This is a genomic window from Citrobacter sp. R-1.5.2, from assembly GCF_035064245.1.
Classification (GTDB): domain Bacteria; phylum Pseudomonadota; class Gammaproteobacteria; order Enterobacterales; family Enterobacteriaceae; genus Citrobacter.
In genome coordinates, this window is record NZ_JASEYC010000003.1 from 127,893 (window position 1) to 153,405 (window position 25,513).

Annotated in this window: 20 protein-coding genes; 6 read left to right on the forward strand and 14 right to left on the reverse strand. The window is 51.1% G+C overall.

Annotated elements, in window-relative coordinates; all coding sequences use genetic code 11:
* Window positions 1–224: 224 nt before the first annotated feature.
* The 5 genes from asnB to nagB all read right to left on the reverse strand — a co-directional run bounded on the left by asnB (window position 225) and on the right by nagB (window position 6,430).
* The gene (asnB, locus tag QMN38_RS07570) at window positions 225–1,889 is read right to left on the reverse strand and encodes an asparagine synthase B (RefSeq protein ID WP_323604784.1); all 1,665 of its coding nucleotides are present in this window, start codon (window positions 1,887–1,889) and stop codon (window positions 225–227) included.
* A gap of 299 nt (window positions 1,890–2,188) precedes the next feature.
* Complete coding sequence (gene nagD / locus QMN38_RS07575; RefSeq protein WP_137345352.1) at window positions 2,189–2,941, reverse strand: ribonucleotide monophosphatase NagD; 753 nt, start codon at window positions 2,939–2,941, stop codon at window positions 2,189–2,191.
* A 250-nt stretch (window positions 2,942–3,191) separates the two neighbouring features.
* Window positions 3,192–4,412 carry a DNA-binding transcriptional regulator NagC gene (gene nagC, locus QMN38_RS07580; RefSeq protein ID WP_137384495.1) on the reverse strand — a complete coding sequence of 407 codons (1,221 nt, stop codon included), beginning with the start codon at window positions 4,410–4,412 and terminating at the stop codon, window positions 3,192–3,194.
* 8 nt (window positions 4,413–4,420) lie between these two features.
* Window positions 4,421–5,569: an N-acetylglucosamine-6-phosphate deacetylase gene (gene nagA / locus QMN38_RS07585; protein ID WP_271449861.1), complete on the reverse strand. Its 1,149-nt coding sequence runs from the start codon at window positions 5,567–5,569 to the stop codon at window positions 4,421–4,423.
* Window positions 5,570–5,629: 60 nt separating this feature from the next.
* The gene (gene nagB, locus QMN38_RS07590) at window positions 5,630–6,430 is read right to left on the reverse strand and encodes a glucosamine-6-phosphate deaminase (RefSeq protein WP_003022803.1); all 801 of its coding nucleotides are present in this window, start codon (window positions 6,428–6,430) and stop codon (window positions 5,630–5,632) included.
* A 350-nt stretch (window positions 6,431–6,780) separates the two neighbouring features.
* On the opposite strand from nagB, the gene nagE reads away from it, so the two are divergent.
* The 4 genes from nagE to QMN38_RS07610 all read left to right on the forward strand — a co-directional run bounded on the left by nagE (window position 6,781) and on the right by QMN38_RS07610 (window position 12,835).
* Complete coding sequence (gene nagE, locus QMN38_RS07595) at window positions 6,781–8,730, forward strand: PTS N-acetyl glucosamine transporter subunit IIABC (RefSeq protein WP_271441582.1); 1,950 nt, start codon at window positions 6,781–6,783, stop codon at window positions 8,728–8,730.
* Between the two features lie 212 nt (window positions 8,731–8,942).
* Window positions 8,943–10,610 carry a glutamine--tRNA ligase gene (gene glnS, locus QMN38_RS07600; protein WP_137384492.1) on the forward strand — a complete coding sequence of 556 codons (1,668 nt, stop codon included), beginning with the start codon at window positions 8,943–8,945 and terminating at the stop codon, window positions 10,608–10,610.
* A 436-nt stretch (window positions 10,611–11,046) separates the two neighbouring features.
* Entirely contained in the window at window positions 11,047–12,453 is a 1,407-nt protein-coding gene (gene chiP, locus QMN38_RS07605) for a chitoporin ChiP (RefSeq protein ID WP_137384491.1), read from the forward strand.
* Between the two features lie 49 nt (window positions 12,454–12,502).
* On the forward strand, window positions 12,503–12,835 hold the full coding sequence (locus QMN38_RS07610; protein ID WP_005121405.1) for a ChiQ/YbfN family lipoprotein: 333 nt from the start codon (window positions 12,503–12,505) through the stop codon (window positions 12,833–12,835).
* Between the two features lie 51 nt (window positions 12,836–12,886).
* Here the strand turns inward: QMN38_RS07610 and tcuB are convergent, their stop codons facing one another.
* From tcuB to ybfF, 8 genes are all read right to left on the reverse strand, one after another.
* Window positions 12,887–13,999: a tricarballylate utilization 4Fe-4S protein TcuB gene (gene tcuB, locus QMN38_RS07615; protein WP_271454521.1), complete on the reverse strand. Its 1,113-nt coding sequence runs from the start codon at window positions 13,997–13,999 to the stop codon at window positions 12,887–12,889.
* The gene (gene tcuA / locus QMN38_RS07620) at window positions 13,986–15,389 is read right to left on the reverse strand and encodes an FAD-dependent tricarballylate dehydrogenase TcuA (RefSeq protein WP_271441584.1); all 1,404 of its coding nucleotides are present in this window, start codon (window positions 15,387–15,389) and stop codon (window positions 13,986–13,988) included. Before tcuA ends, tcuB begins: the two co-directional genes overlap by 14 nt.
* 97 nt (window positions 15,390–15,486) lie before the next feature.
* Window positions 15,487–16,413, reverse strand: a complete 927-nt coding sequence (gene tcuR / locus QMN38_RS07625) for a tricarballylate utilization LysR family transcriptional regulator TcuR (protein WP_271454523.1) — start codon at window positions 16,411–16,413, stop codon at window positions 15,487–15,489.
* 128 nt (window positions 16,414–16,541) lie between these two features.
* Window positions 16,542–16,988 carry a ferric iron uptake transcriptional regulator gene (gene fur, locus QMN38_RS07630; RefSeq protein ID WP_271441586.1) on the reverse strand — a complete coding sequence of 149 codons (447 nt, stop codon included), beginning with the start codon at window positions 16,986–16,988 and terminating at the stop codon, window positions 16,542–16,544.
* Window positions 16,981–17,067, reverse strand: a complete 87-nt coding sequence (locus QMN38_RS07635) for a ryhB-regulated fur leader peptide (protein WP_100247215.1) — start codon at window positions 17,065–17,067, stop codon at window positions 16,981–16,983. Before QMN38_RS07635 ends, fur begins: the two co-directional genes overlap by 8 nt.
* 210 nt (window positions 17,068–17,277) lie before the next feature.
* The gene (gene fldA, locus QMN38_RS07640; protein WP_005121401.1) at window positions 17,278–17,808 is read right to left on the reverse strand and encodes a flavodoxin FldA; all 531 of its coding nucleotides are present in this window, start codon (window positions 17,806–17,808) and stop codon (window positions 17,278–17,280) included.
* A gap of 155 nt (window positions 17,809–17,963) precedes the next feature.
* On the reverse strand, window positions 17,964–18,251 hold the full coding sequence (gene ybfE / locus QMN38_RS07645) for a LexA regulated protein (protein ID WP_005121400.1): 288 nt from the start codon (window positions 18,249–18,251) through the stop codon (window positions 17,964–17,966).
* 128 nt (window positions 18,252–18,379) lie between these two features.
* Complete coding sequence (gene ybfF, locus QMN38_RS07650) at window positions 18,380–19,153, reverse strand: esterase (protein WP_323604785.1); 774 nt, start codon at window positions 19,151–19,153, stop codon at window positions 18,380–18,382.
* Window positions 19,154–19,349: 196 nt separating this feature from the next.
* Here ybfF and seqA point away from each other — a divergent pair, with 196 nt between their 5' ends.
* Both seqA and pgm read left to right on the forward strand, forming a co-directional pair.
* Window positions 19,350–19,892, forward strand: a complete 543-nt coding sequence (seqA, locus tag QMN38_RS07655) for a replication initiation negative regulator SeqA (RefSeq protein WP_271441588.1) — start codon at window positions 19,350–19,352, stop codon at window positions 19,890–19,892.
* Between the two features lie 24 nt (window positions 19,893–19,916).
* Entirely contained in the window at window positions 19,917–21,557 is a 1,641-nt protein-coding gene (gene pgm / locus QMN38_RS07660) for a phosphoglucomutase (alpha-D-glucose-1,6-bisphosphate-dependent) (protein WP_101742411.1), read from the forward strand.
* A 70-nt stretch (window positions 21,558–21,627) separates the two neighbouring features.
* Here the strand turns inward: pgm and QMN38_RS07665 are convergent, their stop codons facing one another.
* Window positions 21,628–25,347: an Ig-like domain-containing protein gene (locus QMN38_RS07665; RefSeq protein ID WP_323604786.1), complete on the reverse strand. Its 3,720-nt coding sequence runs from the start codon at window positions 25,345–25,347 to the stop codon at window positions 21,628–21,630.
* Window positions 25,348–25,513 lie beyond the last annotated feature (166 nt).

Below are 25,513 nucleotides of genomic sequence, written 5' to 3' on the forward strand. Positions count from 1 at the left end.
CATCTTTTTTTCGCGTAACCTTATCGGCGTTGCGGGGCGCATTATGCGTATTGAGCCTTGAAGCGTCAACCCCTTTTTCATTGAAAATAGCTGGAATGTGACTGTTTGGTTAGGTTGCGAACAGCATGACGCAATATTCGGCAATTATTAGTTATTAATTGTTTTTTCGCGCGTTAAATCGACATAAAAAAAGAGCCCCGCAGGGCTCTTTGCTGATGATTCGCTTACTTATAGGCTGACTGATGCACGCCAACCGCGCGACCAGACGGATCGTTCATGGTTTTGAACGCTTCATCCCATTCAATGGCTTTTGCTGAAGAACAGGCAACAGAAGGGCCACCTGGAACACATTCAGCCGCGCTGGCAACCGGGAACAGTTCCTCAAAAATCTCACGATACAAATACGCTTCTTTAGAAGATGGCGTGTTATACGGGAAGCGGAAGCTGGCGGTTTCCAGTTGTTGGTCGGAAACTTGCTCTGCAGCGACTTCTTTCAGCGTGTCAATCCAGCTGTAACCGACGCCGTCAGAGAACTGCTCTTTCTGACGCCACGCCACGCTGGCGGGCAGATACGATTCAAAACATTCGCGCAGGACATGTTTTTCCATTTTTCCGTTGCCGCACATTTTGTCCTGTGGGTTGATGCGCATTGCCACATCAAGGAATTTTTTGTCCAGGAAAGGCACACGGGCTTCGACACCCCAGGCAGACATTGCTTTGTTGGCACGGGCGCAGTCGAACATGTGTAGCGCCTGCAGTTTACGCACGGTTTCTTCGTGCAACTCTTTCGCGTCTGGCGCTTTGTGGAAGTAGAGATAGCCGCCAAACACTTCATCTGACCCTTCACCCGATAACACCATTTTAATGCCCATTGCTTTAATCTTGCGCGACATTAAGTACATCGGCGTTGAGGCACGAATGGTTGTGACATCATAGGTTTCGATGTGATAAATCACGTCGCGAATAGCATCCAGACCTTCCTGCACGGTGAAATGGATCTCGTGGTGGACAGTACCAAGGTGGTTTGCCACTTCCTGCGCGGCTTTCAGGTCCGGTGCGCCTTCAAGGCCAACCGCGAAAGAGTGCAGTTGCGGCCACCAGGCTTCACTGCGTTCCTGATCTTCTACACGACGCGCCGCATACTTTTTCGTGATGGCGGAAATCACGGAGGAGTCCAGACCACCGGATAACAGCACGCCGTAAGGAACATCGGACATCAGGTGACTTTTCACGGCATCTTCCAGTGCCTGACGCAGCTCGTTTTTATCCGTAACGTTGTTTTTTACTGCATCGTAATCAAACCAGTCACGCTGGTAATACTGACGAATTTCGCCGTCTTTACTCCACAGATAGCTACCGGCCGGGAATTCTTTAATCGTACGGCAAACAGGGACCAGCGCCTTCATTTCAGACGCAACGTAGAAGTTACCGTGTTCGTCGTAGCCCATATACAGTGGGATGATGCCGATGTGATCGCGGCCAATCAGGTAAGCGTCCTGCTCGCTGTCGTACAGTGCGAAGGCAAACATGCCTTGCAGGTCATCCAGAAACTCTGGACCTTTTTCCTGATACAGCGCAAGGATCACTTCGCAGTCAGAACCGGTCTGGAACTGATAGCGATCGCCGTATTCAGCACGCAGCGCCTGATGGTTATAAATCTCACCGTTAACAGCCAGGATATGTGTTTTCTTCACGTTATACAGCGGCTGAGCGCCCGCATTGACGTCGACAATAGACAGACGTTCGTGCGCCAGAATGGCGTTATCACTGGCGTAAATACCAGACCAGTCCGGGCCGCGGTGGCGCATCAGACGGGACAATTCCAGAGCCTTTTTACGCAGTTCAACTGCGTCTGTTTTAATATCGAATACGCCAAAAATAGAACACATAACCTTCTCCGTTAACCTGTTGCGTGATGCTTTTTATGTTTGCTTGATAAAGAAAATGCCGCAAAGCCGCTGGGGGCGCAAGGAGTTTGGCACGCTGAAAATAAAAAACTCAATGATGATTGTTGAATGGTGAAAAAAGATTACGTAATGAGCGCATTTATTGATGAATCATCAATAAAATGGCAATTTTATTAGATGGGGTATTTCTGTGGGCCGAATAAGGCGCTTACACCATCATCCGGTATTCACGCCGCAACATTGCCGGATGATGACGCGCGTGCGTCTTATCCGGCCTGGGATCAAATCACATCAATCTCTGCAACGGAGGGATAGATCCAGCTTGGTCTGAATGGCATGTTGTCAATATCATCAAGCTTGGATACACCAGACAGAACCAGGATAGTTTCCAGACCCGCCTGGAAGCCTGCCAGAATATCGGTGCGCAGGTTGTCGCCAACAATGACCGTTTCTTCTGAGTGCGCCTGCATTTTGTTGAGTGCTGCGCGAATAATCCACGGGCTGGGTTTGCCGACATAAAACGGTTTACGGCCGGAGATCTTCTCAATACCGGCGCAGAGCGCACCACAGGCAGGGTAAAAGCCGCGACCGTGGGTATCCGGGTTAGTGGCGATAAAACGTGCGCCGTTAGCCACAAAGTAAGCCGCTTTATGCATCATGTCCCAGTTGTACGAACGGGTCTCTCCGACAATGACAAAATCAGGGTTAACGTCGGTAATAGTAAAGCCCGCTTTATACAGCTCATGGATTAACGCGCCTTCACCCACCACGTAGGCTTTTTTCCCTTCCTGGCGACGGAGAAAATCAGCAGTAGCCATGGCGGAAGTATAAAAGACGCTATCGGGGACATTCACACCCGCGGTGGCGAAGCGGTTTGCCAGATCTTGCCCGGTCTGCGAAGGGTAGTTCGTCAGCAGGACTAACGGTAAACCTTTCTCCAGAATGCCGGTCAGAAATTCTGCCGCACCGGGTACGGCAACATTGTCGTGCATCAGCACGCCGTCGATATCACAAATTACATTCTTAATGGTCATGAACTACCCAGGGAATTCGTTATGAGTCTTATATACCCGTCATACTTCAAGTTGCATGTGCGTTGGCTTTCCTCGCTCACCCCAGTCACGTACTGGTGTACGCTCCAGGGGATTCGCTGCGTCGCCGCGTTATTCGGCCAGGCGGCCTCACCCCTACGGGGCCAGCACAAGCGCTGTTCAAAACGCTAATGCGTTTTGTCCTGTAACTCGAATTATTTAGGGTATAGTAATCCACTACTATATGAGAGCATTAGCTTTCCAGCAAACGTTGCAGCAATGAACCATTGAGCATGGCGCGCTTCACCAACGCAAATGCACCAATCGCTGAACGGTGATCCAGCGTGGAACGTACCACCGGTAAATTGTGGCGAAACGCCTTCAGTGCCTGATTATTAATGCAGCTTTCTATTGCCGGAAGCAGGACTTTATCTGCTTCGGTAATCTCACCGGCGATGACGACTTTTTGCGGATTAAACAGGTTAATCGCAATCGCGATGGTTTTACCCAGGTGGCGACCCACGTGCTCGATAACTTCTGCTGCCAGATTGTCACCTTTGTTGGCTGCCTTGCAGATAGCTTTGATACTGCAATCGTCCAACGTGAGACGGCTCGGATAGCCTTGTTTCAGTAAATTTTGTACGCGATGTTCAATGGACGCATTGGCAGCGATCGTTTCCAGACAACCAAAGTTACCGCAATGGCAGCGTTCGCCCAGTGGCTCAACCTGGATATGGCCTATTTCGCCCACGTTGCCGTTGCGTCCGATGAAAATACGCCCGTTGGAGATAATCCCTGCGCCGGTTCCGCGATGGACACGCACCAGAATGGAGTCTTCGCAGTCCTGACTTGCCCCAAAATAGTGCTCGGCAAGCGCCAGGCTGCGGATATCATGGCCGACAAAACAGGTGACCTGAAAACGTTTTTCCAGTGCGTCGACCAGTCCCCAGTTTTCAACCTGAATATGGGGCATATAGCGAATGACGCCACTTTCGGGGTCAACGAGTCCTGGCAGGATAACGGAGATTGCAATCAGCTCACGGATTTTCCGCTGGCAACTGTCAATAAAGGTGGCAATCGTATTGAGCAGCGCGTGCTCCAGTGTTTCCTGGGTGCGCTCGGGTAGCGGATAATGCTCTTCGGCAACCACTTTGCTGCTCATATCATAGAGTGTCAGCGTGGTGTCGTGGCGGCCAAGGCGAACGCCAATTGCGTGGAAATTACGGGTTTCGGTGACGATAGAGATGGCGCGGCGGCCCCCGGTGGAGGCCTGCTGATCGACTTCTTTAATCAGCCCGCGTTCAATCAGTTGACGCGTAATTTTGGTTACGCTGGCGGGAGCAAGCTGGCTTTGCTCGGCAATCTGAATTCGCGAGATTGGCCCATGCTGGTCAATCAGACGATAAACTGCCGCGCTGTTAAGCTGTTTTACGAGATCAACATTACCTATTTGAGCTTGTCCGCCTGGTGTCATTCTTTCTCTTACTCAGTAACGACCTCGTTGCCATTAACGATGGTCTTGATAATTTTAAAGTCGTGCGTGAACGCGGTCAGGTTGGCTACTTTGCCTGGCGCGATACTGCCGAGTTGTTTGTCGACGCCAATGGCGCGAGCAGGGTAGAGCGTTGCCATACGCAGGACTTCGTCCAGTGCGATACCGCAATGTTCAACCAGATTGCGTACACCTTCGATCATGGTTAATGATGAACCGCTCAGCGTGCCGTTCTCATCAACACACAGTCCATTGCGGTAGTATATTGTTTTACCAGCGAAAATGAACTGTTCAATGTTTGCACCCGCTGGTGCAGTTGCGTCGGTCACCAGGCACAGTTTGTCACCTTTCAGGCGTTTGGCATTGCGGATGTTGGCATAGTCAACATGCATGCCATCGGCGATGATACCGCAATAAATATCGGCCTCATCAAGAACCGCACCTGCCAGACCTGGTTCGCGGCCGGTAATATAAGGCATCGCGTTGAACAGATGTGTTGCAAAGGAAATGCCTGCACGGAAACCGATTTTTGCTTCTTTCAGCGTCGCGTTAGAGTGGCCCGCAGACACCACGATACCTGCATTCACCAGTTGGGTGATCACTTCGGCAGGAACCATTTCAGGCGCCAGCGTCACTTTGGTGATGACATCCGCATTATCGCACAGGAAATCGACCAGCGCAGCGTCTGGCTGGCGGACAAAGCTCGGATTATGCGTACCTTTTTTCACCAGATTCAGCCATGGACCTTCAAGGTGTAGCCCTAATGCCTGATTTGGATGCTTAGCGAGGTATTCACGCATGACGCGAACGCCCTGCTTCATCAGGTCATCGCTGGTGGTGATTAGCGTTGGCAGATAGTTGGTGCAGCCAGATTTTTCATTGGCTTTCTGCATGATTTCCAGCGTCTCAACGGTAACGGCCTCTGCCGTATCGTTAAACTGTACACCGCCACAGCCGTTTAACTGCACATCAATAAAACCGGGGGAGACAATGGCCCCATTCAGTGAGCGTTGTTCAATCCCTGGCGGCAATTCAGACAGTGGGCAAACGCTATCGATCAGGCCATTGGCGACAACAATCGCATGGTCATCAAGAATTTCGTGACCGGTAAAAATCCGGCCCTGGGTTAAAGCATACATTCCGACCCCCGATTTCAAAAAAATGCCGCCCTGCACGTTTTCGGCAGGGCGGAGACATCATTACAGACCTTTAATATTTTCCGCTTCTAACTCGTTAAAGTATTTCAGCGTCTTCACTTTCAGCTCCATAGTGGAAGGCTCATCGCAGACCACAACCGCTTTCGGATGCAGTTGCAGACAGCTGATAGTCCACATGTGGTTAACGTTACCTTCAACAGCCGCCTGCAGCGCCTGGGCTTTCTGGTGACCCAGCACCAGGATCATCACTTCTTCAGCATCCAACAAGGTGCCCACGCCTACGGTCAGTGCATATTTAGGCACCTGGCTTACGTCGCCGTCAAAGAAGCGTGAGTTTGCTACGCGGGTGTCGTGGGTCAGCGTTTTGATACGAGTACGGGAAGCTAAAGATGAAGCGGGTTCGTTGAACGCAATGTGACCATCGTTACCTACGCCGCCCATAAACAGATGGATTTTACCGTAAGAACGGATTTTCTCTTCATACTGACGGCATTCTGCATCAATATCCGGCGCGTTACCATTGAGCAGGTTGATGTTTTCTGCTGGGATATCAACATGATCAAAGAAGTTGCGGTGCATAAAGCTGTGATAGCTTTCTGGATGCTCTTTCGGCAGGCCAACATATTCGTCCATGTTGAAAGTGACAACATGTTTGAAGCTCACCTGGCCCGCTTTGTGCATTTCGACTAATGCTTTATAGGCAGTCAGCGGAGTACCGCCAGTTGGCAGGCCCAGAACGAACGGACGATCTGCCGTTGGTTTGAATGCGTTAATACGGTTAACGATATGGCGAGCAGCCCATTTGCCGACTTGTTCAGCGGTATTCAGGGGGATCAGTCTCATTCTTCACCTCAAAAGTAAATGTAAGCAGTTGGCGGATTGAGTCTCTGTGCAGTATTAAGCGTAACCTGGTTTTGCATCGGTAAGGATCAATCCGTTTCGATTTTTTGAATGATAAAATAAGTTTTCGTAGTTAGCCAGTGTAAGGGAGGGTTAATAACGATATTTGGTGATTGGAATCACAAAAAACACGCTTTTAATTTGCGATACGAATTAATTTTTCACACACTCTGAATGTAGATGAATGGTTAATGTTGTTGTTCCAAAATCTCTTGCTGTTGCAGTTAGGAATGGTCGCACAATAAAAATATGGCTTCAAAGGAGCCTAATCGGGGTCTCGTAGGGGGAATAAAATGAATATTTTAGGTTTTTTCCAGCGGCTGGGTAGGGCGTTACAGCTCCCCATCGCGGTGCTGCCAGTCGCGGCACTGTTGCTGCGATTCGGCCAACCAGATTTACTGAACGTACCCTTCATCGCGCAAGCGGGTGGGGCTATCTTTGATAACCTCGCGTTAATTTTTGCTATCGGTGTGGCTTCCAGCTGGTCTAAAGACAGCGCGGGTGCGGCAGCGCTGGCAGGTGCGGTTGGTTATTTCATATTGACCAAAGCAATGGTTACCATTAACCCAGCGATCAACATGGGCGTTCTGGCAGGTATCATCACCGGTCTGGTCGGCGGCGCTGTGTATAACCGTTGGTCTGGCATCAAACTGCCTGATTTCCTGAGTTTCTTCGGTGGCAAACGTTTTGTACCTATCGCCACGGGCTTCTTCTGCTTGGTGCTGGCTGCTATCTTCGGCTACGTGTGGCCGCCGGTGCAGAACGCCATCCATGCGGGTGGTGAGTGGATCGTGGGCGCTGGCGCGCTGGGTTCCGGTATTTTTGGCTTCATCAACCGTCTGCTGATCCCAACCGGTCTGCATCAGGTTCTGAACACCATCGCCTGGTTCCAGATTGGTGAATTCACTAACGCTGCAGGCACAGTATTCCATGGTGATATCAACCGCTTCTACGCGGGTGACGGCACTGCGGGTATGTTCATGTCTGGCTTCTTCCCGATCATGATGTTTGGTCTGCCGGGTGCGGCACTGGCGATGTACTTCGCCGCGCCGAAAGCACGTCGTCCTATGGTCGGCGGTATGCTGCTGTCCGTTGCTATCACCGCATTCTTGACCGGTGTTACCGAGCCGCTGGAATTCCTGTTTATGTTCCTGGCTCCGTTGCTGTACCTCTTGCACGCTGTTCTGACAGGTATCAGCCTGTTCGTTGCGACGCTGTTGGGGATTCACGCCGGCTTCTCCTTCTCCGCAGGTGCTATTGACTACGTGTTGATGTACAACCTGCCGGCTGCAAGTAAGAACGTCTGGATGCTGGTCGTCATGGGTCTGGTGTTCTTCGTTATTTACTTCGTCCTGTTCAGCGCGGTTATTCGTATGTTTAACCTGAAAACGCCGGGTCGTGAAGATAAAGAAGACGAGATTGTTACTGACGAAGCGAACAGCAATACCGAAGAAGGTTTAGCTCAACTGGCAACTAACTACATTGCGGCGGTTGGCGGTACGGATAACCTGAAAGCGATTGATGCCTGTATCACCCGCCTGCGTCTGACCGTTGGCGATTCTGCCCGCGTAAATGATGCGATGTGCAAACGTTTAGGCGCATCGGGTGTGGTTAAGCTGAACAAACAAACTATTCAGGTCATCGTGGGTGCGAAAGCTGAATCTATCGGCGACGAAATGAAGAAAGTTGTGGCACGTGGCCCGGTTGCGGCAGCGTCTACTGACAGTACTCCGGCAGCGGCTGCCCCGGTTGCAAAACCGCAGGCGGTAGCGAATGCAGCCACCATTGAAGCGCTGGTTTCTCCGATTACCGGTGATGTGGTTGCACTGGAGCAGGTGCCTGATGAAGCCTTCGCCAGCAAAGCAGTGGGTGACGGCGTGGCGGTAAAACCAACGGATAAAATCGTGGTTTCTCCGGCAGCGGGTACTATTGTGAAAATATTCAACACCAACCATGCGTTCTGTCTGGAAACAGAAAAAGGTGCGGAAATCGTGGTCCATATGGGTATCGATACCGTGGCGTTGGAAGGTAAAGGCTTTAAACGTCTGGTTGAAGAAGGTGCGGTTGTTGCAGCAGGTCAACCGATTCTGGAAATGGATCTGGAATACCTGAACGCGAACGCACGTTCCATGATTAGTCCGGTTGTTTGCAGCAATAGCGATGATTTCGGTGGTCTGGTTGTTAAAGCCGAAGGTCATGTGGTTGCCGGTCAAACACCACTGTATGAGATTAAAGGTAAGTAATTGCTCGTAGGCTGGATAAGGCGTAAGCGCCGCCATCCGGCACGATGAGATGATTAACAGCGGCGGGGGATAATCCTCCGCCGCTTTTTTTTGCAGCAATTGCCCGCATAATAGCTGTCTGATACGTATTTTGCGTAACTAAAGGTTGTCAGTCAGTCCTGCTTATAAGATCATACGCCGTTATACGTTGTTTACGCTTTGAGGAATCCACGATGAGTGAGGCTGAAGCCCGCCCGAGTAACTTTATTCGTCAGATCATCGATGAAGATCTGGCCAGTGGTAAGCACACCACTATCCATACCCGTTTTCCGCCGGAGCCAAATGGCTATCTGCACATTGGCCACGCGAAATCCATTTGTCTGAACTTTGGTATTGCGCAAGATTACCAGGGCCAGTGCAACCTGCGTTTTGATGATACGAACCCGGTTAAAGAAGATATCGAGTACGTTGAATCGATTAAAAACGACGTTGAATGGTTAGGTTTCCACTGGACTGGCGATATTCGCTACTCTTCGGATTACTTCGATCAGCTACATGCTTACGCGGTAGAGCTTATTAACAAAGGTCTGGCGTATGTCGACGAACTGTCCGCCGACGAAATCCGTGAATACCGTGGCACGCTGACTCAGCCTGGTAAAAACAGCCCGTTCCGCGATCGCAGCGTTGAAGAAAACCTCGCGCTGTTTGAAAAAATGCGTACCGGTGGTTTTGAAGAAGGTAAAGCCTGCCTGCGTGCGAAAATCGATATGGCTTCGCCGTTTATCGTGATGCGTGACCCGGTGCTGTACCGCATTAAGTTTGCTGAACACCATCAGACTGGCAACAAGTGGTGCATCTATCCGATGTACGACTTCACCCACTGCATCAGCGATGCGCTGGAAGGCATCACACATTCACTGTGTACGCTGGAATTCCAGGATAACCGCCGTCTGTACGACTGGGTGCTGGATAACATCACCATTCCGGTTCACCCGCGCCAGTACGAGTTCTCGCGCCTGAATCTTGAATACACTGTGATGTCTAAGCGTAAGCTGAACCTGCTGGTGACTGATAAACACGTTGAAGGCTGGGACGATCCGCGCATGCCGACTATCTCGGGTCTGCGCCGTCGTGGTTACACGGCTGCTGCAATTCGTGAATTCTGCAAACGCATCGGTGTGACCAAACAGGATAACACCATTGAAATCGCTTCTCTGGAATCCTGCATCCGTGAAGATCTGAACGAAAACGCACCGCGCGCAATGGCGGTTATCGATCCGGTGAAACTGGTTATCGAAAACTACCCACAGGGCGAAAGCGAGTTGGTCACTATGCCTAACCATCCGAGCAAGCCGGAAATGGGCAGCCGTGAAGTACCGTTCAGCGGTGAAATCTGGATCGACAGGGCCGATTTCCGCGAAGAAGCCAACAAACAGTACAAGCGCCTGGTGATGGGTAAAGAAGTCCGTCTGCGTAATGCTTACGTCATCAAAGCTGAGCGCGTAGAGAAAGATGCGGAAGGTAATATCACGACTATTTTCTGCACCTACGATGCTGACACGCTGAGTAAAGACCCGGCCGATGGCCGTAAAGTAAAAGGCGTTATTCATTGGGTAAGTGCGGCTCATGCGCTGCCGATTGAAATCCGCCTGTACGATCGTCTGTTCAGCGTACCTAACCCGGGGGCTGCGGAAGATTTCCTGTCCGTTATTAACCCAGAGTCGCTGGTGATTAAACAGGGCTATGGTGAGCCTTCGCTACAGGCCGCGGTTGCTGGTAAAGCGTTCCAGTTCGAGCGTGAAGGGTACTTCTGCCTCGACAGCCGCTATGCAACAGCTGACAAACTGGTGTTTAACCGCACCGTGGGTCTGCGCGATACATGGGCTAAAGTAGGCGAATAAACCGTCGTTACGCATCCTTTCAAACGCCGCATTCTGCGGCGTTTTTTTTCGCCTGAAAATGGTTAGCAGACTCTATTTGCGCAGCGAAATAATTGTTATTCAGGAATGATTTTTGCTGTTTATATTTTTCTAACAAAAACCTTGTGTTATCAGTCACTCTGGACTGAAACCGATTTCATCTTTATGGAAAACAAGTCTTTTTTCAATTATTCAACGCTTTTTTATCTTCCAATGAAAATGTAACAGAAAGCAATGAAATATGTGCGGTTGCTCATGTTCTTACATACTGGTTACAAAAAGAGATTGATAATTCGCGTCGCGAAAAATAGTCTATTCATTGTAGTCAATGAGGTTTTCTCAGCGCTACTTTTTTAATTTTTGCTTTTTCGCTGTTCGCTTTTGTCGACAGCTTTTATACGTCAAAGAGGATTAACATATGCGTACGTTTAGTGGCAAACGTAGTACGCTGGCGCTGGCTATCGCCGGTATCACAGCAATGTCGGGTTTTGTTGTCGCTCCTCAGGTTCACGCCGAAGGTTTTATTGATGACTCTACCTTAACGGGTGGCATTTATTACTGGCAGCGTGAGCGCGACCGTAAAGACGTTACCGATCATGACAAATACAAGACTAACCTTTCTCACTCCACCTGGAACGCAAACCTCGACTTCCAGTCCGGTTATGCGGCTGATATGTTTGGTATTGATGTCGCAGCATTTACCGCTATTGAAATGAACGAAAGTAGCGAAAGTGGCCATCCAAACGAAATCGCATTCTCTTCAAAAAATAAAGGCTATGACGAAGATTACTCCGGTGATAAGAGCGGGATTAGCCTGTATAAAGCGGCCGCCAAATTTAAGTTTGGCCCAACCTGGGCGCGCGCTGGTTATATTCAGCCAACCGGGCAAACTCTGCTGGCACCACACTGGAGCTTTATGCCTGGCACCTATCAGGGGGCTGAAGCCGGTGCCAACTTCGATTATGGTGATGCGGGTGCGCTGAGCTTCTCCTATATGTGGGCCAACGAATATAAAGCACCGTGGCACACCGAAGTCGATAAATTCTATCAGGCCGATAAAAAGACCAAAGTTGATTACCTCCATTCAATCGGCGCAAAGTATGACTTCAAAAATAACCTGTTGCTGGAAGCGGCATTCGGTCAGTCTGAAGGCTACGTCGATCAGTATTTCGCCAAAGCCAGCTACAAATTTGATTTAGGCGGTAATCCGTTTACCACCAGCTACCAGTTCTACGGTGCCCGCGATAAGGTAGATGACCGCACTGTTAACGACATTTATGATGGCACGGCCTGGCTGCAGGCACTGACCTTCGGCTACAAAGTGGCAGAAGTCGTTGATCTGCGACTGGAAGGGACCTGGGTTAAAGCTGACGGGCAGCAGGGCTACTTCCTGCAGCGTATGACCCCGACCTATGCGTCTTCAAACGGTCGTCTGGACGTTTGGTGGGATAACCGCTCTGACTTCAACGCCAACGGTGAAAAGGCCGTGTTCTTCGGTGCGATGTATGACCTGAAGAACTGGAACCTGCCTGGCTGGGCAGTGGGTGCATCATACGTTTACGCGTGGGATGCTAAACCGGCAACCTGGCAGCTCAACCCGGATGCGTACTACGACAAAAATCGTACTATCGAAGAGTCGTCTTACAGCCTGGATGCGGTCTATACCCTGCAGGACGGCCGTGCGAAGGGCACTATGTTTAAACTGCACTTCACGCAGTACGACAACCATTCAGATATTCCAAGCTGGGGCGGTGGTTACGGTAACATCTTCCAGGATGAGCGTGACGTGAAATTCATCGTTATTGCTCCGTTCACCATCTTCTAATGCCGACAGCGGCAGGCCGCAAGCCTGCCGTTTTGTTGAGGAGTGTGTTATGAAAAAGCTGATACTCATCGCCGTCATGGCATCAGGGCTGGTTGCCTGCGCGCAATCACCCGCGCCGAAAGAAGATAGCCGTCTTAAGGAAGCCTACAGCGCGTGTATCAATACCGCGCAGGGCTCGCCGGAGAAAATCGAAGCCTGCCAAAGCGTGTTGAATGTGCTGAAGAAAGAAAAACAACACCAGCAGTTTGCGAATGAAGAAAGCGTGCGCGTACTGGATTACCAGCAGTGTATCCAGGCAACGCGTACGGGTAACGATCAATCCGTCAAGGCCGATTGCGATAAGGTCTGGCAGGAAATTCGCAGTAATAATACGGCGAAATAAAACGTGGTATGAACAAGAACGGGCGGAGAGATATCTTCGCCCGTTTGCATTTTAGCGTTGTTTTTCAATTGCCCACTTGAGTAATGCCGCACAACGGTAGAATCCGTGGGCAAATTTTCCGTATGGGATGGTCAGAAATAGCGCCATGACGACACCAAGATGAATAGCAAGCAAAATAGCCATCCATGAGGTATCTCTGCCTGCCAACAGCGCTAAGCCTGTCAGACTCGTCAGTAGCAGCAACAGGATAAAACCGCGGTCCATCGGCTTTTGCCTTGCGTCGCCCTGTAGCGGTGAGCGTTTAAAATTCAGCCATAGCAAGCCTGCAGGTCCGATCACCAGACCAATACCGCCCAATGTGCCAAGGATTACCGGGATGCTGAAAAACGGGTAGGGGGCTTCGATACCAGCGAAATAGTGGTAGCCTGTCGCCACGACGGTGGCGGCAAAACAGAGCATAAAACCGTAGAAAGTGAAGTGATGAAACCGGCGGCGCATCAGGGTGAAAGCATCATCCGCTTCGTTACACCCTTTACCGTGCCCACCATCGAGATATTTCAGCGTCAGCGCATTGTGTGAGGCTTCAGCAATGTCAGCAGAACGCGGCATCCCCGGAGAAATCTCCCGCCAGAACCGGATAACGCCCGCCATGAGCAGACCCATCGCCAGAATAAAGACTGAACCAAACATCCATGCCAGCAGGTTATGCGGGAAAATTTGATAAAAATCTCCGGCCAGCGGAGGATGGAGCAGGGAACCTTTTAACCCCACGGCAAGAAGTAAAAACAGGATCAGGCCGAAAACCAGCGACAGCGTTACGGTCATGCCAGCCCGGCGGTAAAGCGCGCCAAAAGTGGCGGGTTGCGTATAGTGTTGATAGGTTTCCAGCCTTACTTCTGCCATTGCTTTTGGCACATTGATGGCAAATTCATGGGGCGGTGCGTATTGACACGCGTGCAGGCAGGCGCCGCAGTTATGGCACAAATTGGCCAGATAGTTGATATCCGCTTTTCCGAATTCCAGACGCTGAGTCATCGCCGGGAAAACGGCGCAAAAACCCTCGCAATAGCGGCAGGCATTGCAAACTTGCATGACTCGTTCAACTTCTGCTTCTGGCTCGGTAAGCATTTTCGCTTCGATAATTAATCTCTCAAGCTGTTTCATGATGAGCCTCCTCACGTGCTGCCAGAGCGGCTTCTTTTCCGGCAATACGACCAAAGGTGGTCCCTATCGACATGCCCACACCTGCGGTGTAGCCTTTTCCCAGCACGTTGCCCGCCATCATCTCTCCGGCTACGAACAGATTGCGACTTGGAAGCCCTGCAAAATGCACCGCGGCGTGTTCATTCACCTTTAACCCCAGGTAGGTGAAGGTGATCCCCGGACGTAAGGCATAGCCATAGTAAGGTGGCGTATCCAGTGGTCGCGCCCAATGTGTTTTTGCCGGTGTCAGATTTTGTGTTGCACAGTTATCCAGTGTGGTGTGGTCAAAGTGCCCTGGCCGGCAGGCGCTGTTGTACTGCATGACAGTATGGGTAAAGCGCTCAGTATCCAGTCCCAACTGACGTGCCAGCTCTGCTAACGTATTGGCCTGTGCACCAGGAAAAACCGGGGGCATGAAGTGACCGATCGCTTTACTGTCGATAATGGAGTAACCAATTTGTCCGGGCTGGTGGGCAACCAGACGTCCCCAGATTGCATAACGTTTTGGCCAGAAATCCTCGCCTTCATCATAAAATCGTTCTGCATCACGGTTCACTACGATGCCCAGAGAGACACAGTCCACCCGGGTGCAAATTCCGCCGTCATATAAGGGAGCCCGGGCATCAATCGCCACGCAGTGTGATTGCGAGGGCTCGCCGATAATGTCCGCGCCGGCATCGATCATAAATTTGAGTAGTACGCCCTGATTAAAGCGCGTGCCGCGAATGAGGAAGTTATCCGCTGGCCATTCACCGCGGGCGTTCTCACCCCATGCTTCTCGCAGCCATTCGCGGTTAGATTCAAACCCGCCAGCAGCAAGTACACAGGTCTTTGCCGGAATGCGTTCTGCACCTGCCAGTGCTGCCACGAACTTGCCATTATGCAGTTCAAGTGCCTGGACTGGTGTGTTATAGCGGATTTGCACCCCCAGTTTTTCTGCGCTGCGATAATAGGCGTTTACGAGTGCTTTTCCTCCGCCCATAAAGAAGGCATTCGTTCGCGCGACATGCAAAGCGCCAGAAAGTGGCGGTTGAAAGTTAACGCCGTGCTGGCGCATCCAGTCGCGGCATTGGGAAGAGGTACGGATCACCAGCCGAGCCAGTGCTTCGTTGGTATTACCTTCCGTTACACGCCAGAGGTCCTGCCAGAACTCCTCTTCGGGATAGCTCTCCACCAGTACATCCTGTGGCGCATCATGCATACAGCGTAAATTACGCGTGTGTTGGGAGTTCCCTCCGCGCCATTCACGCGGGGCCGCCTCAAGCAGCAATACCGAAGCGCCTTGCTCCCTGGCGGTTAAAGCGGCACATAGTGCTGCATTGCCGCCGCCAATCACCAGAACATCAACCATCGCAGACTCCATTACCACTTAACCAATTGTTAAGTTTGTAATTAAAATGTATACGAGTAAGTTGTGGGGACGCTATGACGTGATGCTAAACAGCCCTTTAATTATTGTAAAGGGTAGCACCTGGCCAGCGTCCAGATTCCACCAGTTGATGCATCACTTTGGTGAGTACCACACGGGCAGCGAGGCCTGCTGGGGTGAGTTCATCGTCAGAAAGGCTGACCAAAAAGTTGGGGCGGCTAAGTATGGGATTATGGATGCCAACCACTCTTAATGTCTCTTTATCAAGATGGGAAATTGCCGCGCCGGGCTGAAGTGTTGCACCAATTCCGCTGCGAACGGCGTGCATCAGTAGCGTCAGGCCGTCAATTTCTGTGGCGATCTCAATGTTCAGCGCATGCTCCTGGCTGATAGCATCCAGTCTGCCGCGCAGACCATGACCTGGGCTTGGCATTATCAATGGAATATTAACCAGTTCGGCTGGCGCAATAGTGTCATCCGCAATACCTGCCAGCAAGGTATGAGTACCAATCAAAAATAACCGTTCCTCAAGAATCGCTCTTGCGCTCCAGCGCAGGATTTTTTCCTTCTGAAAGACCACGGCCAAATCAATTTGACGGGTATTAATCATTCGTTCCAGATTGCCAGAGAGACTTTCCACTACATGCAGGCGGACATCGGCATAGCTTTCCCGCATAGCGTTGATGAAAGGCATTCCGAGCACGGAAGCGGTGCTGGGTGCCATACCGACGCTGACGTGCCCGGAAAGTCTGGCCTCCCGTGCCGCAAGGATGGCATCGTCTGCGTGGCGTAATGCCAGTTGTGCCTGAGAGTAAAAAGCCAGTCCAGCGCTGGTGGGCGTCACGCCACGAGAAGTCCGTTGCAGCAGACGTATGGCGAGTTCGTTTTCCAGACGGGTCATTTGCTGACTGAGCGCCGAAACACCGATATTGAGGTCGAGCGCTGCGCTACCCATGCTGCCGGTTTCTACAATGCGCACAAAATAGCGTAACTGGCGAAGTTCCATTTCGACTCTCCGATGAAGGCAATTGATTTTTACATTAAAGCAACACAGGAGCGGTGGGAAGGGGAAAGGGGCAGGTAACGCCCATAAAAAAAGCCAACCGTAAGGTTGGCTTTTCAGAAAGCATCACATTATTTGGCGTCGTGCGCATGATCATCTTCGCGGCAATCGCCTTCAGCGCAGTGACCGTAAAGATAGAGGCTATGGTTAGTTAAACGAATACCATGTTTAGCCGCAATCTCACGTTGACGCGCTTCGATGGAGTCATCGCTGAATTCGACCACTTTGCCGCAGTCAAGGCAAATCAGGTGATCGTGATGATGTTGCTGGGTCAGTTCGAAGACGGATTTACCACCTTCAAAATTGTGGCGGGTCACGATACCGGCATCATCAAATTGGTTCAGCACGCGATACACGGTCGCCAGACCAATTTCTTCACCCATGTCGATCAGGCGTTTGTATAAGTCTTCCGCACTGACGTGATGGTTATCCGGTTCCTGAAGAACTTCCAGAATCTTTAAACGAGGAAGCGTTACTTTCAGGCCAGCCTTCTTTAATGCGGTATTGTTGTCAGTCATGCGGAATCTGTCCTGTAGCTAAACGGTTCACTTCATTAACAGAAGTGACAGAAATTGCACTTGAGATAATGCGTATCATTATAGAACTGCCATGCCTAAATGAAAACTGCAAGTCTCTGGCAAATATTGTTAATCAAAACGTGGTATCACCAACAAACACACTGTGCAATACCCGATTGGCATCCAGCCATTGTACAGGGTCAGGCGAAAAAGTTACAAATTTGTAGCAATTATTTTGATTGGTTTTATCTATTGATGCGGCGCAGATGAATATCTACGCCGCACGAAATCAGGCATTGATGATTTCGTCGAGGTGCAGCTCTTCAGCGATCTGCTTAACCCATTTTTCTACGCGTTCTGCGGTCAGTTCCGGCTGGCGATCCTCATCGATAGCCAGACCCACAAAGTGGTCGTCATCTGCCAGGCCTTTGGACGCTTCAAAATGGTAACCCGCCGTTGGCCAGTGGCCGACGATGGTAGCGCCGCGCGGCTCGATGATGTCGCGGATGGTGCCTAACGCATCACAGAAATATTCTGCGTAATCTTCCTGGTCGCCACAGCCGAACAATGCCACCAGTTTACCGTTAAAATCAATGTCTTCCAGAGTAGGGAAGAAGTCATCCCAGTCGCACTGCGCTTCACCGTAGTACCAGGTTGGGATGCCGAGCAGCAGAATGTCATACCCTTCCAGGTCTTCTTTGCTGCTTTTTGCAATGTCATGTACATCGGCAACGTCTTTACCAAGCTGTTTTTGAATCATTTTTGCGATATTTTCGGTATTACCGGTGTCGCTGCCGAAAAAGATGCCAGTGATTGCCATGAGTAAAATAACCTCTTGAAACTTATTGAAATGGTGGTGGCGCATTGCCCACGGATAAGGGCAATCATAGCAGAACAGTCCGGCATGCGGAAACAGCAAACACGCGGGACTGCACTCTGTGCTACACGATTTATGATTTAGAGCAGAAATTCAGACTATGCCTGACCGCGCAATGCGGTGAGTTGGTTCATCAGCATCTCTTCGATGAGTTCACTGCGACTCATGTTGCGCGCTTCCGCCAACTCATTTAGAGCGTCAACGGCATCCGCGTTCAATTTCAGTTCGACACGCTTGAGTCCACGAACTTTGTCGCGTTTAAGCTGATTACGTTTATTAATACGTAACTGTTCATCACGCGAAAGCGGATTGGTTTTGGGTCGTCCCGGGCGACGCTCCTGCGCGAACAGATCTAATGTCGTACGGTCCGTTTGTTCTTTGGCCATGATCTTGGTGACTTCGGGGAAACAATCAGCCAGGCGTCTGCCCGGATGGATAGCGCGCCATAATACATCAGCAGGGGAGGCGCGCCAACGCCCACGCACGTAATCGCGCGCGGACGCTGAGTTTTTAATCAGTTAACCTTCTCACTCAGATAACGACGGATAGCGCGCAGCACCGCATCGGGTTTTTCCGCATGTACCCAATGGCCTGCGCCGGCAATAACGTGGGCGCGGGCCTGCGGAAACTGGGCCAGTAATTGCTCGCGATACGCTTGTGTCACATAAGGTGAATTACCGCCGGGGATAAACAACGCCGGATGTTCCCAGGCGGGTATGGTTTCCCATCCTACGATATGGGGATACTGATCCCACAACACCGGGACGTTAAAGCGCCACTCGCCGTCAACAAAGGATTTCAGCAGAAACTGGATCACGCCTTCTTCTTGCAAATGCTGACGCATGACGCTCGCGGCCTGCTGGCGAGAGGAAGCCTGGGCATCTGTTACCGCGTTAATGGCGGCAAAAATCTCATCGTGGCGGCGTACGTGATAGTCAACCGGTGCAATATCGATGGCGACCAGTTGATCGATGCGTTCCGGTGCCAGTGCGGTCAGTGCCATGACGGCTTTGCCCCCCATGGAGTGCCCAATAAAGGTCGCTTTTTCGATGTGTTGCTCATCGAGGGTATCCAACAGATCCTGCGCCATTGCAGGATAATTCATCTCCGGTGAGCGGGGAGAGAGGCCATGATTTCGCATATCGACCTGGATGATATCGTGATCAACGACCAGGGAGCGTGCCAGTATGCCCAGATTATCCAGACAGCCAAACAGACCGTGAACCAGGACGATGGGAGAATTATTGTGCGGGTTTTGCGCAGATTGCGCTCGGATATTCAATTTCATGGCAAAGTTCTTTTTTTCACACTCACGGGTTAGGGTATCATGTTGACCATTCTGCCACATGGCTGCAACAACTACGGTTACTCCGAGTTTTGCTGGTCACCAGGCTCGACGCTATCCGCTGTTAGGATTTGCCTTTACACTACAGCGTGTAAAGTCCTGACAACTTGTATTCAGCCAAACATTGCACTGGATTAAGATGAAAACGATTGAAGTTGATGATGAACTCTATAGCTATATTGCCAGCCACACCAAGCATATTGGCGAGAGCGCATCCGACATTTTACGGCGTATGTTGAAGTTTTCCGCCGCATCACAGCCTGTCACTCCGGTAGTAAAAGAAGTCCGCGCCGTGCAACCTGTCGTGGAAGCCAAGCCGGTCAACCCCGCGAAAGACAAAGTGCGCGCTATGCGTGAACTGCTGCTTTCCGATGAATATGCGGAACAGAAAAAAGCAGTGAATCGCTTTATGCTGGTGCTGTCTACACTTTACTCACTGGATCAACATGCGTTTGCACAAGCAACAGAATCGTTGCATGGCCGCACGCGCGTTTATTTCGCAGCGGATGAACAGACGTTGCTGAAAAATGGTAATCAAACCAAACCGAAACACGTGCCAGGCACGCCATATTGGGTGATCACCAACACGAATACCGGCCGTAAATGCAGCATGGTTGAACATATCATGCAGTCAATGCAATTCCCCGCGGAGTTGATTGAAAAGGTTTGCGGAACAATTTAATCCTTGCATTAGAAGGACCAGGCAATGGCAATCCACAACCGTGCAGGTCAACCTGCACAACAGAGTGATTTGATTAATGTCGCCCAGTTAACGGCGCAATACTATGTACTAAAACCGACGGCAGGGAATGCGGAGCACGCGGTGAAGTTCGGTACATCCGGGCATCGCGGTAGTGCGGGTCGTCATAGTTTTAATGAGCCGCATATTCTGGCTATCGCTCAGGCGATTGCCGAAGAACGTGCGAAAAACGGGATTACTGGCCCGTGCTATGTGGGCAAGGATACCCACGCGTTGTCTGAACCGGCATTTATCTCTGTACTGGAAGTGCTGGCGGCGAACGGTGTTGATGTCATCGTGCAGGAAAACAACGGCTTTACGCCAACACCTGCCGTGTCTAATGCTATCCTGGTCCACAATAAAAAAGGCGGTCCGCTGGCTGACGGTATTGTGATCACGCCGTCCCATAACCCACCAGAAGACGGCGGCATTAAATACAATCCGCCAAACGGTGGCCCGGCAGATACCAACGTCACCAAAGTCGTAGAGGACAGGGCTAATGCACTGTTGGCTGATGGTCTGAAAGGCGTGAAGCGTATCCCGCTGGATGCCGCACTGGCGTCCGGTCATGTTAAAGAGCAAGACCTGGTTCAACCCTTCGTGGAAGGGCTGGCAGATATCGTCGATATGGCGGCAATCCAGAAAGCGGGTCTGACGCTGGGCGTTGATCCACTGGGTGGTTCCGGTATCGAATACTGGAAACGTATCGCTCAGCACTACAACCTGAATCTGACTCTCGTTAACGATCAGGTCGACCAGACTTTCCGCTTTATGCATCTTGATAAAGACGGTGCCATTCGTATGGACTGCTCCTCCGAGTGCGCGATGGCTGGTCTGCTGGCGCTGCGTGACAAGTTCGATTTGGCGTTTGCCAATGACCCGGACTATGACCGTCACGGTATCGTAACGCCGGCTGGACTGATGAATCCGAACCACTATCTGGCGGTCGCGATCAACTACCTGTTCCAGCATCGCCCACAATGGGGCAAAGATGTCGCTGTGGGTAAAACACTGGTGTCCTCCGCGATGATCGATCGTGTGGTGAACGACCTGGGACGTAAACTGGTCGAAGTGCCGGTGGGTTTCAAATGGTTTGTTGACGGTCTGTTCGACGGTAGCTTTGGTTTCGGCGGCGAAGAAAGTGCGGGGGCATCTTTCCTGCGTTTCGACGGTACACCGTGGTCGACTGACAAAGATGGCATCATCATGTGTCTGCTGGCAGCGGAAATTACGGCTGTGACAGGCAAGAACCCGCAAGAGCATTACAACGAACTGGCGGCGCGCTTTGGTGCACCGAGCTATAACCGAATTCAGGCTGGAGCCACCTCCGCGCAGAAAGCGGCGTTGTCTAAGCTCTCTCCGGAAATGGTTAGCGCCAGCACGCTGGCGGGCGACCCGATCACTGCGCGTCTGACGGCAGCGCCAGGCAACGGCGCATCGATTGGCGGCCTGAAAGTGATGACTGACAACGGTTGGTTTGCCGCACGCCCGTCAGGTACCGAAGACGCTTACAAGATCTACTGCGAAAGCTTCCTGGGTGAAGAACACCGCAAACAGATCGAAAAAGAAGCCGTTGAGATCGTCAGCGAAGTGTTGAAAAACGCGTAAAAATACTTTTTTAGTGGCCGAGTCTGACAGAGGCGATTACACAATCGCCTCTGTTTTTTTAGTCAATCTATTACACACTGCGAGAGCAGGCGATATCCATGGCGTGATCGCCTGCATTATCGTAAACGTTCCCGTTGGACCAGAACATATAGGTTCTTGAGTTACGTCCCTGTTCTTGTGCCCAGCCAGCGTTTTCGTTGCTGACCCGTGTCCATGTAGGGTAGTGGAGCAGCGATCCCCACTCGCCGTATAACGTGCCTGGCGTTCCATTATGCCCACTCCCGCCGAGAGGGGAATTGCTCATTTCCGTATAGCTGGGGACGTTCATCCCCATCGCTGAGCAAACGCCATCAGGTTCAGACTGATCGGCCGTCTGTTTCCCGGCGGATACAAACCAGCGATTGACGGTAAAGGTATAGGTCAGAGGATCGCCGGTTGCGCCATTTTTGGGCGTCGCGCTGACGGTAACCGTTTTAGTCGCGGTGCCAGGCGCGCCGGAAAACGTGACGGTACCGCTGCTGTCGACGCTCGCCCAGGACTGGTTCGTGCTCCAGCTATAGTTGGCTGCATTTCGGGCATCATAATTGATTAATATCTGAAAGTTCGCGCCAGGAAAACCGGTGGTTGGGACTCCTGCGCTGGGATCAAAACTAAAGCCGTTAATCATGACCTGGCTTATCGCGTTCTTATTAAAGCTAACGCTGCGAGACTGGCCGCTATCGGCGGTATTCGCCTTCGACCTGGCGTTAACGGTAACCGAACCTGCTGTTGTTGAGCTGAGTGTGACGGTTGCCTGGCCGCTGGTGTTGGTGGTGGCTTCAGTTGCACTGAGCGTGCCGACACCGTTTGTAATACTGAAGATGACATCTGAGTCTGGCACTCGGGCGCTGGCGCTCTGACCATTGGCGGTGAGTGTGGCAGTGAAGGCGATCGTTGCCTGTCCATTCGCATCTTGTGTGGTTACGTCAGAGGTTAATGCTCCAACCGCGATAGTAATGAATGAGGCGTTTGCTCTTCGCGTCTGACCGTTGTCCAGTATTGCCGTAATGGTGGCATTCCCGCCAACGGTATCCGTCATTGTGACCGAGGCTTTCCCTTCTTCATCCGTCGCGCCGGATGGTGTTAATACTACGCTGCTACGGCTACTCTGCCAGGTAATATTCTCTCCGGCGATCTTATTACCATAGGCATCGTTCACCATCACAGTGGCAATGTCTGTGCTTTTACCATCTGCAAAGCTGCCGTTTGGATGGACGATAAAACTGGCAATTTTTGCCGTTGCGCTGTTGGCAACGAACTGGCTCTGCACCGTTTTTGTGGCGCTGTTATCCAGTGTCGCGCTGATTGTTACCATTTGGGCTTTGGTATCAGTAAATGTGCCCGATGCCCTGCCATTGGCATCAGTCGTCGTATTTATTTGCGTGAACCTGGCGTTGCCGCTTTGCCTTGCCCACCGGACATGTTGATCGGGCATTGGGGTTCCGTTTTCGTCGACTACGGTCACCGTTGCCAGATTTTGAGTGACGCCATCAGCCGGGCTGTTGTCGTGCTCAACCACCAGAGACTGGATAGTCGCTGTTTGCTGGCCCTTGACAAAACTGGAGGTCACACTCAAGTGGTTTCCGTTCTCCAGTTGAGCCGTCACGGTGACGTTTTCGGCGATGGTGTCGGTAAACTGAATAGTTGTTTTACCCGACGCATCGGTGACGGGGGACGGGGTAAAATGAACGGTTGATTTATCGGCATGCCAGTTAACCTGTATGCCACTGAGGGCGTTGCCGTGGTCGTCTGTGACATACACTTGCGCAGCATTTTCCATTGAGCCATTTGCAAGGCTGCCATCTTGGGTGAGTTGCAAATCCTGCAATTGGGCAGATTTCGCGTCAGCTGCAAACTGTGCCGTTGCTGTTTTTGTTTCACCGTTATCAAGGCTAGCTGTCAGTGTGTCCGACTCCGCAATGGTATCGGTAAAGACTACCCGTAATTGGCCGTTTTTATCCGTTTGCGCAGACGATGATACCGAGGTAGCTTTCAGCGGTCTGAGCATGACCGTGTCGTTATTGACGCTAATATTGACACGTGTATCGCTGATGGGATTGTGGTTGGCGTCCGTTACAGTGAGCAGCGCGGCATCAGGTGTGATACCGTTGGCTGGACTGTTGTTCTTGACGATAGCAAAGGTGGAAATTACCGCACTTGCCGCATTGGCGACAAACGTACCTTGTTGTTCTGCGCTAAGGTTTCCTGCGTTAGCTTTGATGGTTGTCGTACCGGCCTGCGTTGCGGTTAGTTGTATTAGCGCCTGACCGTTGGCATCCGTTTGCGTATCGGCTTGTTTTACCACCGCTGGAGCGGTGACCGACCAGCTAATCTTGCTGTTAGCTATGGGACGATTATTGGCGTCCGTGATGGTTGCGACAGCGATGTCTGCTGAGCTGCCGTCAGCTACGCTTCCATCTTTAGTCATTTTCAGCGCCAGATTGCTGATGCTAACGGCGCTGAAATGACTCTCTTGCGCCACGGTAGATGCGCCGCTTTGGGCTGTGACGTTGACTGTTTCCACTGCCGTATTGGTCAGGTTGACGCTGGCGATCCCCTGTGCGTCAGTGACGGTGACGGTATTCTCCAATTTTGCTTGACCGCTGGTTGACCATACCACAGGCGCATTAATGACCGGCGTATTGTTCCGATTGGTTGCCAGCACTCGCAGAGTATTCGGCGTTAGTCCGTCGGCAGGCGAGTTATCGGTAATGGTTTGTAGCTTGAGATTGGCCACGCCCTGTGTAGCTTTCTTTTTATATTGCATAATTATCTGGTTATTTCGTTCAACCAGGTCATAGCGGCTCCCGGCCAGGGTACGCAATGCGTCCACATTTTCGGGATCCAGTTGGTAGCGCCAGTCGTGACCTAAATCATAACGAACATTCATCTGGAACTGCGTGTCGTTCTCAGCGTCCTGCCCCTGGCGAAAATGGGTCTCCAAAGATATAAGTGGGATAGGGGTGTAGCTCATGCCTAAGGTGATGGCTGAGGGGGAATGTTGTAGATGGTCGGTGTCGAAGAGTGCAACGTTATTGCCATAGTATTTTTCGTAGATAACTTTTGCGCCCATCTGCGGCCAGGCAGGGAGATAACCTTCAGCCTGAATATCGAAACCGTCTGCCGGTTTTTCATCATAGTCATCAAGATCGCGAGAATCATGCCACTGGCTAGTACCGACATAGGTGTTGGCCGATAATTTCAGGTAATTAGTCCACGCCTCAGCTCCAAATCCAATGCGCCGGTTTTTTCCGCTAACGTCGTCATCAAAAAAAACATTGCCACCAAACATCCAGTTATCGACATAGAACGTTCGTACACCAGAGCCGATATTGCTCGTGATGCGTCCGTCAGGTGCTCTCAACCCGAACTGCGTAAACCATACGGCTTTGCGATTATCGTAAAGTGGGGCGAGCAGATCGAATGCGCTTTGGTCCCAGTGTCCGTTGCTATCGACATTAAGAGCGACTTTGGCTGTGCCAAATTGGCTCAGCCACTGTTCTATATTGGCAGATGCTGCCCCGGTAGCCATACTTTGCGCATGGTTTTTAAGCCCGCTGGCGCCACTTGTCGATAATGAACTCGCGAGCGAACTTACCATCTGCTCATTCGGTAAATCATCGTTATTTTGCGGTGAAGCGGCGTTGGCGGAAAAGGCAGTAACTAATGGTAAAAGGGCCAGGGTGATGATTTGACTCCAGACAATAGCTTTCGTCTTAAAGGTAAAAAGTCCTTTAGAGGGGGATGTCATCAGATTATATCCGTATTTAAATAAGTGTTATGCCGTATAAGTGATTTCGTTATTCCAGAACGGTTGATTTATTTATCTGGTGGCCCTTTTAATAAAAGTAATGGTGGGAATATATATGCCGAAATCGTCGTACTCTAAGCTATAAGTGTCATAAATTTTCAGGTTT

Bases quoted from the DNA above. Each gene is read 5' to 3' on its own strand.
- tcuA (WP_271441584.1), bottom strand. From the start codon at position 15,389: ATGGTTGATGTTCTGGTGATTGGCGGCGGCAATGCAGCACTATGTGCC.
- ybfF (WP_323604785.1), bottom strand. From the start codon at position 19,153: ATGAAATTGAATATCCGAGCGCAATCTGCGCAAAACCCGCACAATAAT.
- nagE (WP_271441582.1), top strand. From the start codon at position 6,781: ATGAATATTTTAGGTTTTTTCCAGCGGCTGGGTAGGGCGTTACAGCTC.
- nagB (WP_003022803.1), bottom strand. From the start codon at position 6,430: ATGAGACTGATCCCCCTGAATACCGCTGAACAAGTCGGCAAATGGGCT.
- chiP (WP_137384491.1), top strand. From the start codon at position 11,047: ATGCGTACGTTTAGTGGCAAACGTAGTACGCTGGCGCTGGCTATCGCC.
- QMN38_RS07665 (WP_323604786.1), bottom strand. From the start codon at position 25,347: ATGACATCCCCCTCTAAAGGACTTTTTACCTTTAAGACGAAAGCTATT.
- tcuR (WP_271454523.1), bottom strand. From the start codon at position 16,413: ATGGAACTTCGCCAGTTACGCTATTTTGTGCGCATTGTAGAAACCGGC.
- pgm (WP_101742411.1), top strand. From the start codon at position 19,917: ATGGCAATCCACAACCGTGCAGGTCAACCTGCACAACAGAGTGATTTG.
- ybfE (WP_005121400.1), bottom strand. From the start codon at position 18,251: ATGGCCAAAGAACAAACGGACCGTACGACATTAGATCTGTTCGCGCAG.
- fur (WP_271441586.1), bottom strand. From the start codon at position 16,988: ATGACTGACAACAATACCGCATTAAAGAAGGCTGGCCTGAAAGTAACG.
- nagA (WP_271449861.1), bottom strand. From the start codon at position 5,569: ATGTATGCTTTAACCCAGGGCCGGATTTTTACCGGTCACGAAATTCTT.
- asnB (WP_323604784.1), bottom strand. From the start codon at position 1,889: ATGTGTTCTATTTTTGGCGTATTCGATATTAAAACAGACGCAGTTGAA.
- nagC (WP_137384495.1), bottom strand. From the start codon at position 4,412: ATGACACCAGGCGGACAAGCTCAAATAGGTAATGTTGATCTCGTAAAA.
- fldA (WP_005121401.1), bottom strand. From the start codon at position 17,808: ATGGCAATCACTGGCATCTTTTTCGGCAGCGACACCGGTAATACCGAA.
- QMN38_RS07635 (WP_100247215.1), bottom strand. From the start codon at position 17,067: ATGATACGCATTATCTCAAGTGCAATTTCTGTCACTTCTGTTAATGAA.
- glnS (WP_137384492.1), top strand. From the start codon at position 8,943: ATGAGTGAGGCTGAAGCCCGCCCGAGTAACTTTATTCGTCAGATCATC.
- nagD (WP_137345352.1), bottom strand. From the start codon at position 2,941: ATGACCATTAAGAATGTAATTTGTGATATCGACGGCGTGCTGATGCAC.
- tcuB (WP_271454521.1), bottom strand. From the start codon at position 13,999: ATGAAACAGCTTGAGAGATTAATTATCGAAGCGAAAATGCTTACCGAG.
- QMN38_RS07610 (WP_005121405.1), top strand. From the start codon at position 12,503: ATGAAAAAGCTGATACTCATCGCCGTCATGGCATCAGGGCTGGTTGCC.
- seqA (WP_271441588.1), top strand. From the start codon at position 19,350: ATGAAAACGATTGAAGTTGATGATGAACTCTATAGCTATATTGCCAGC.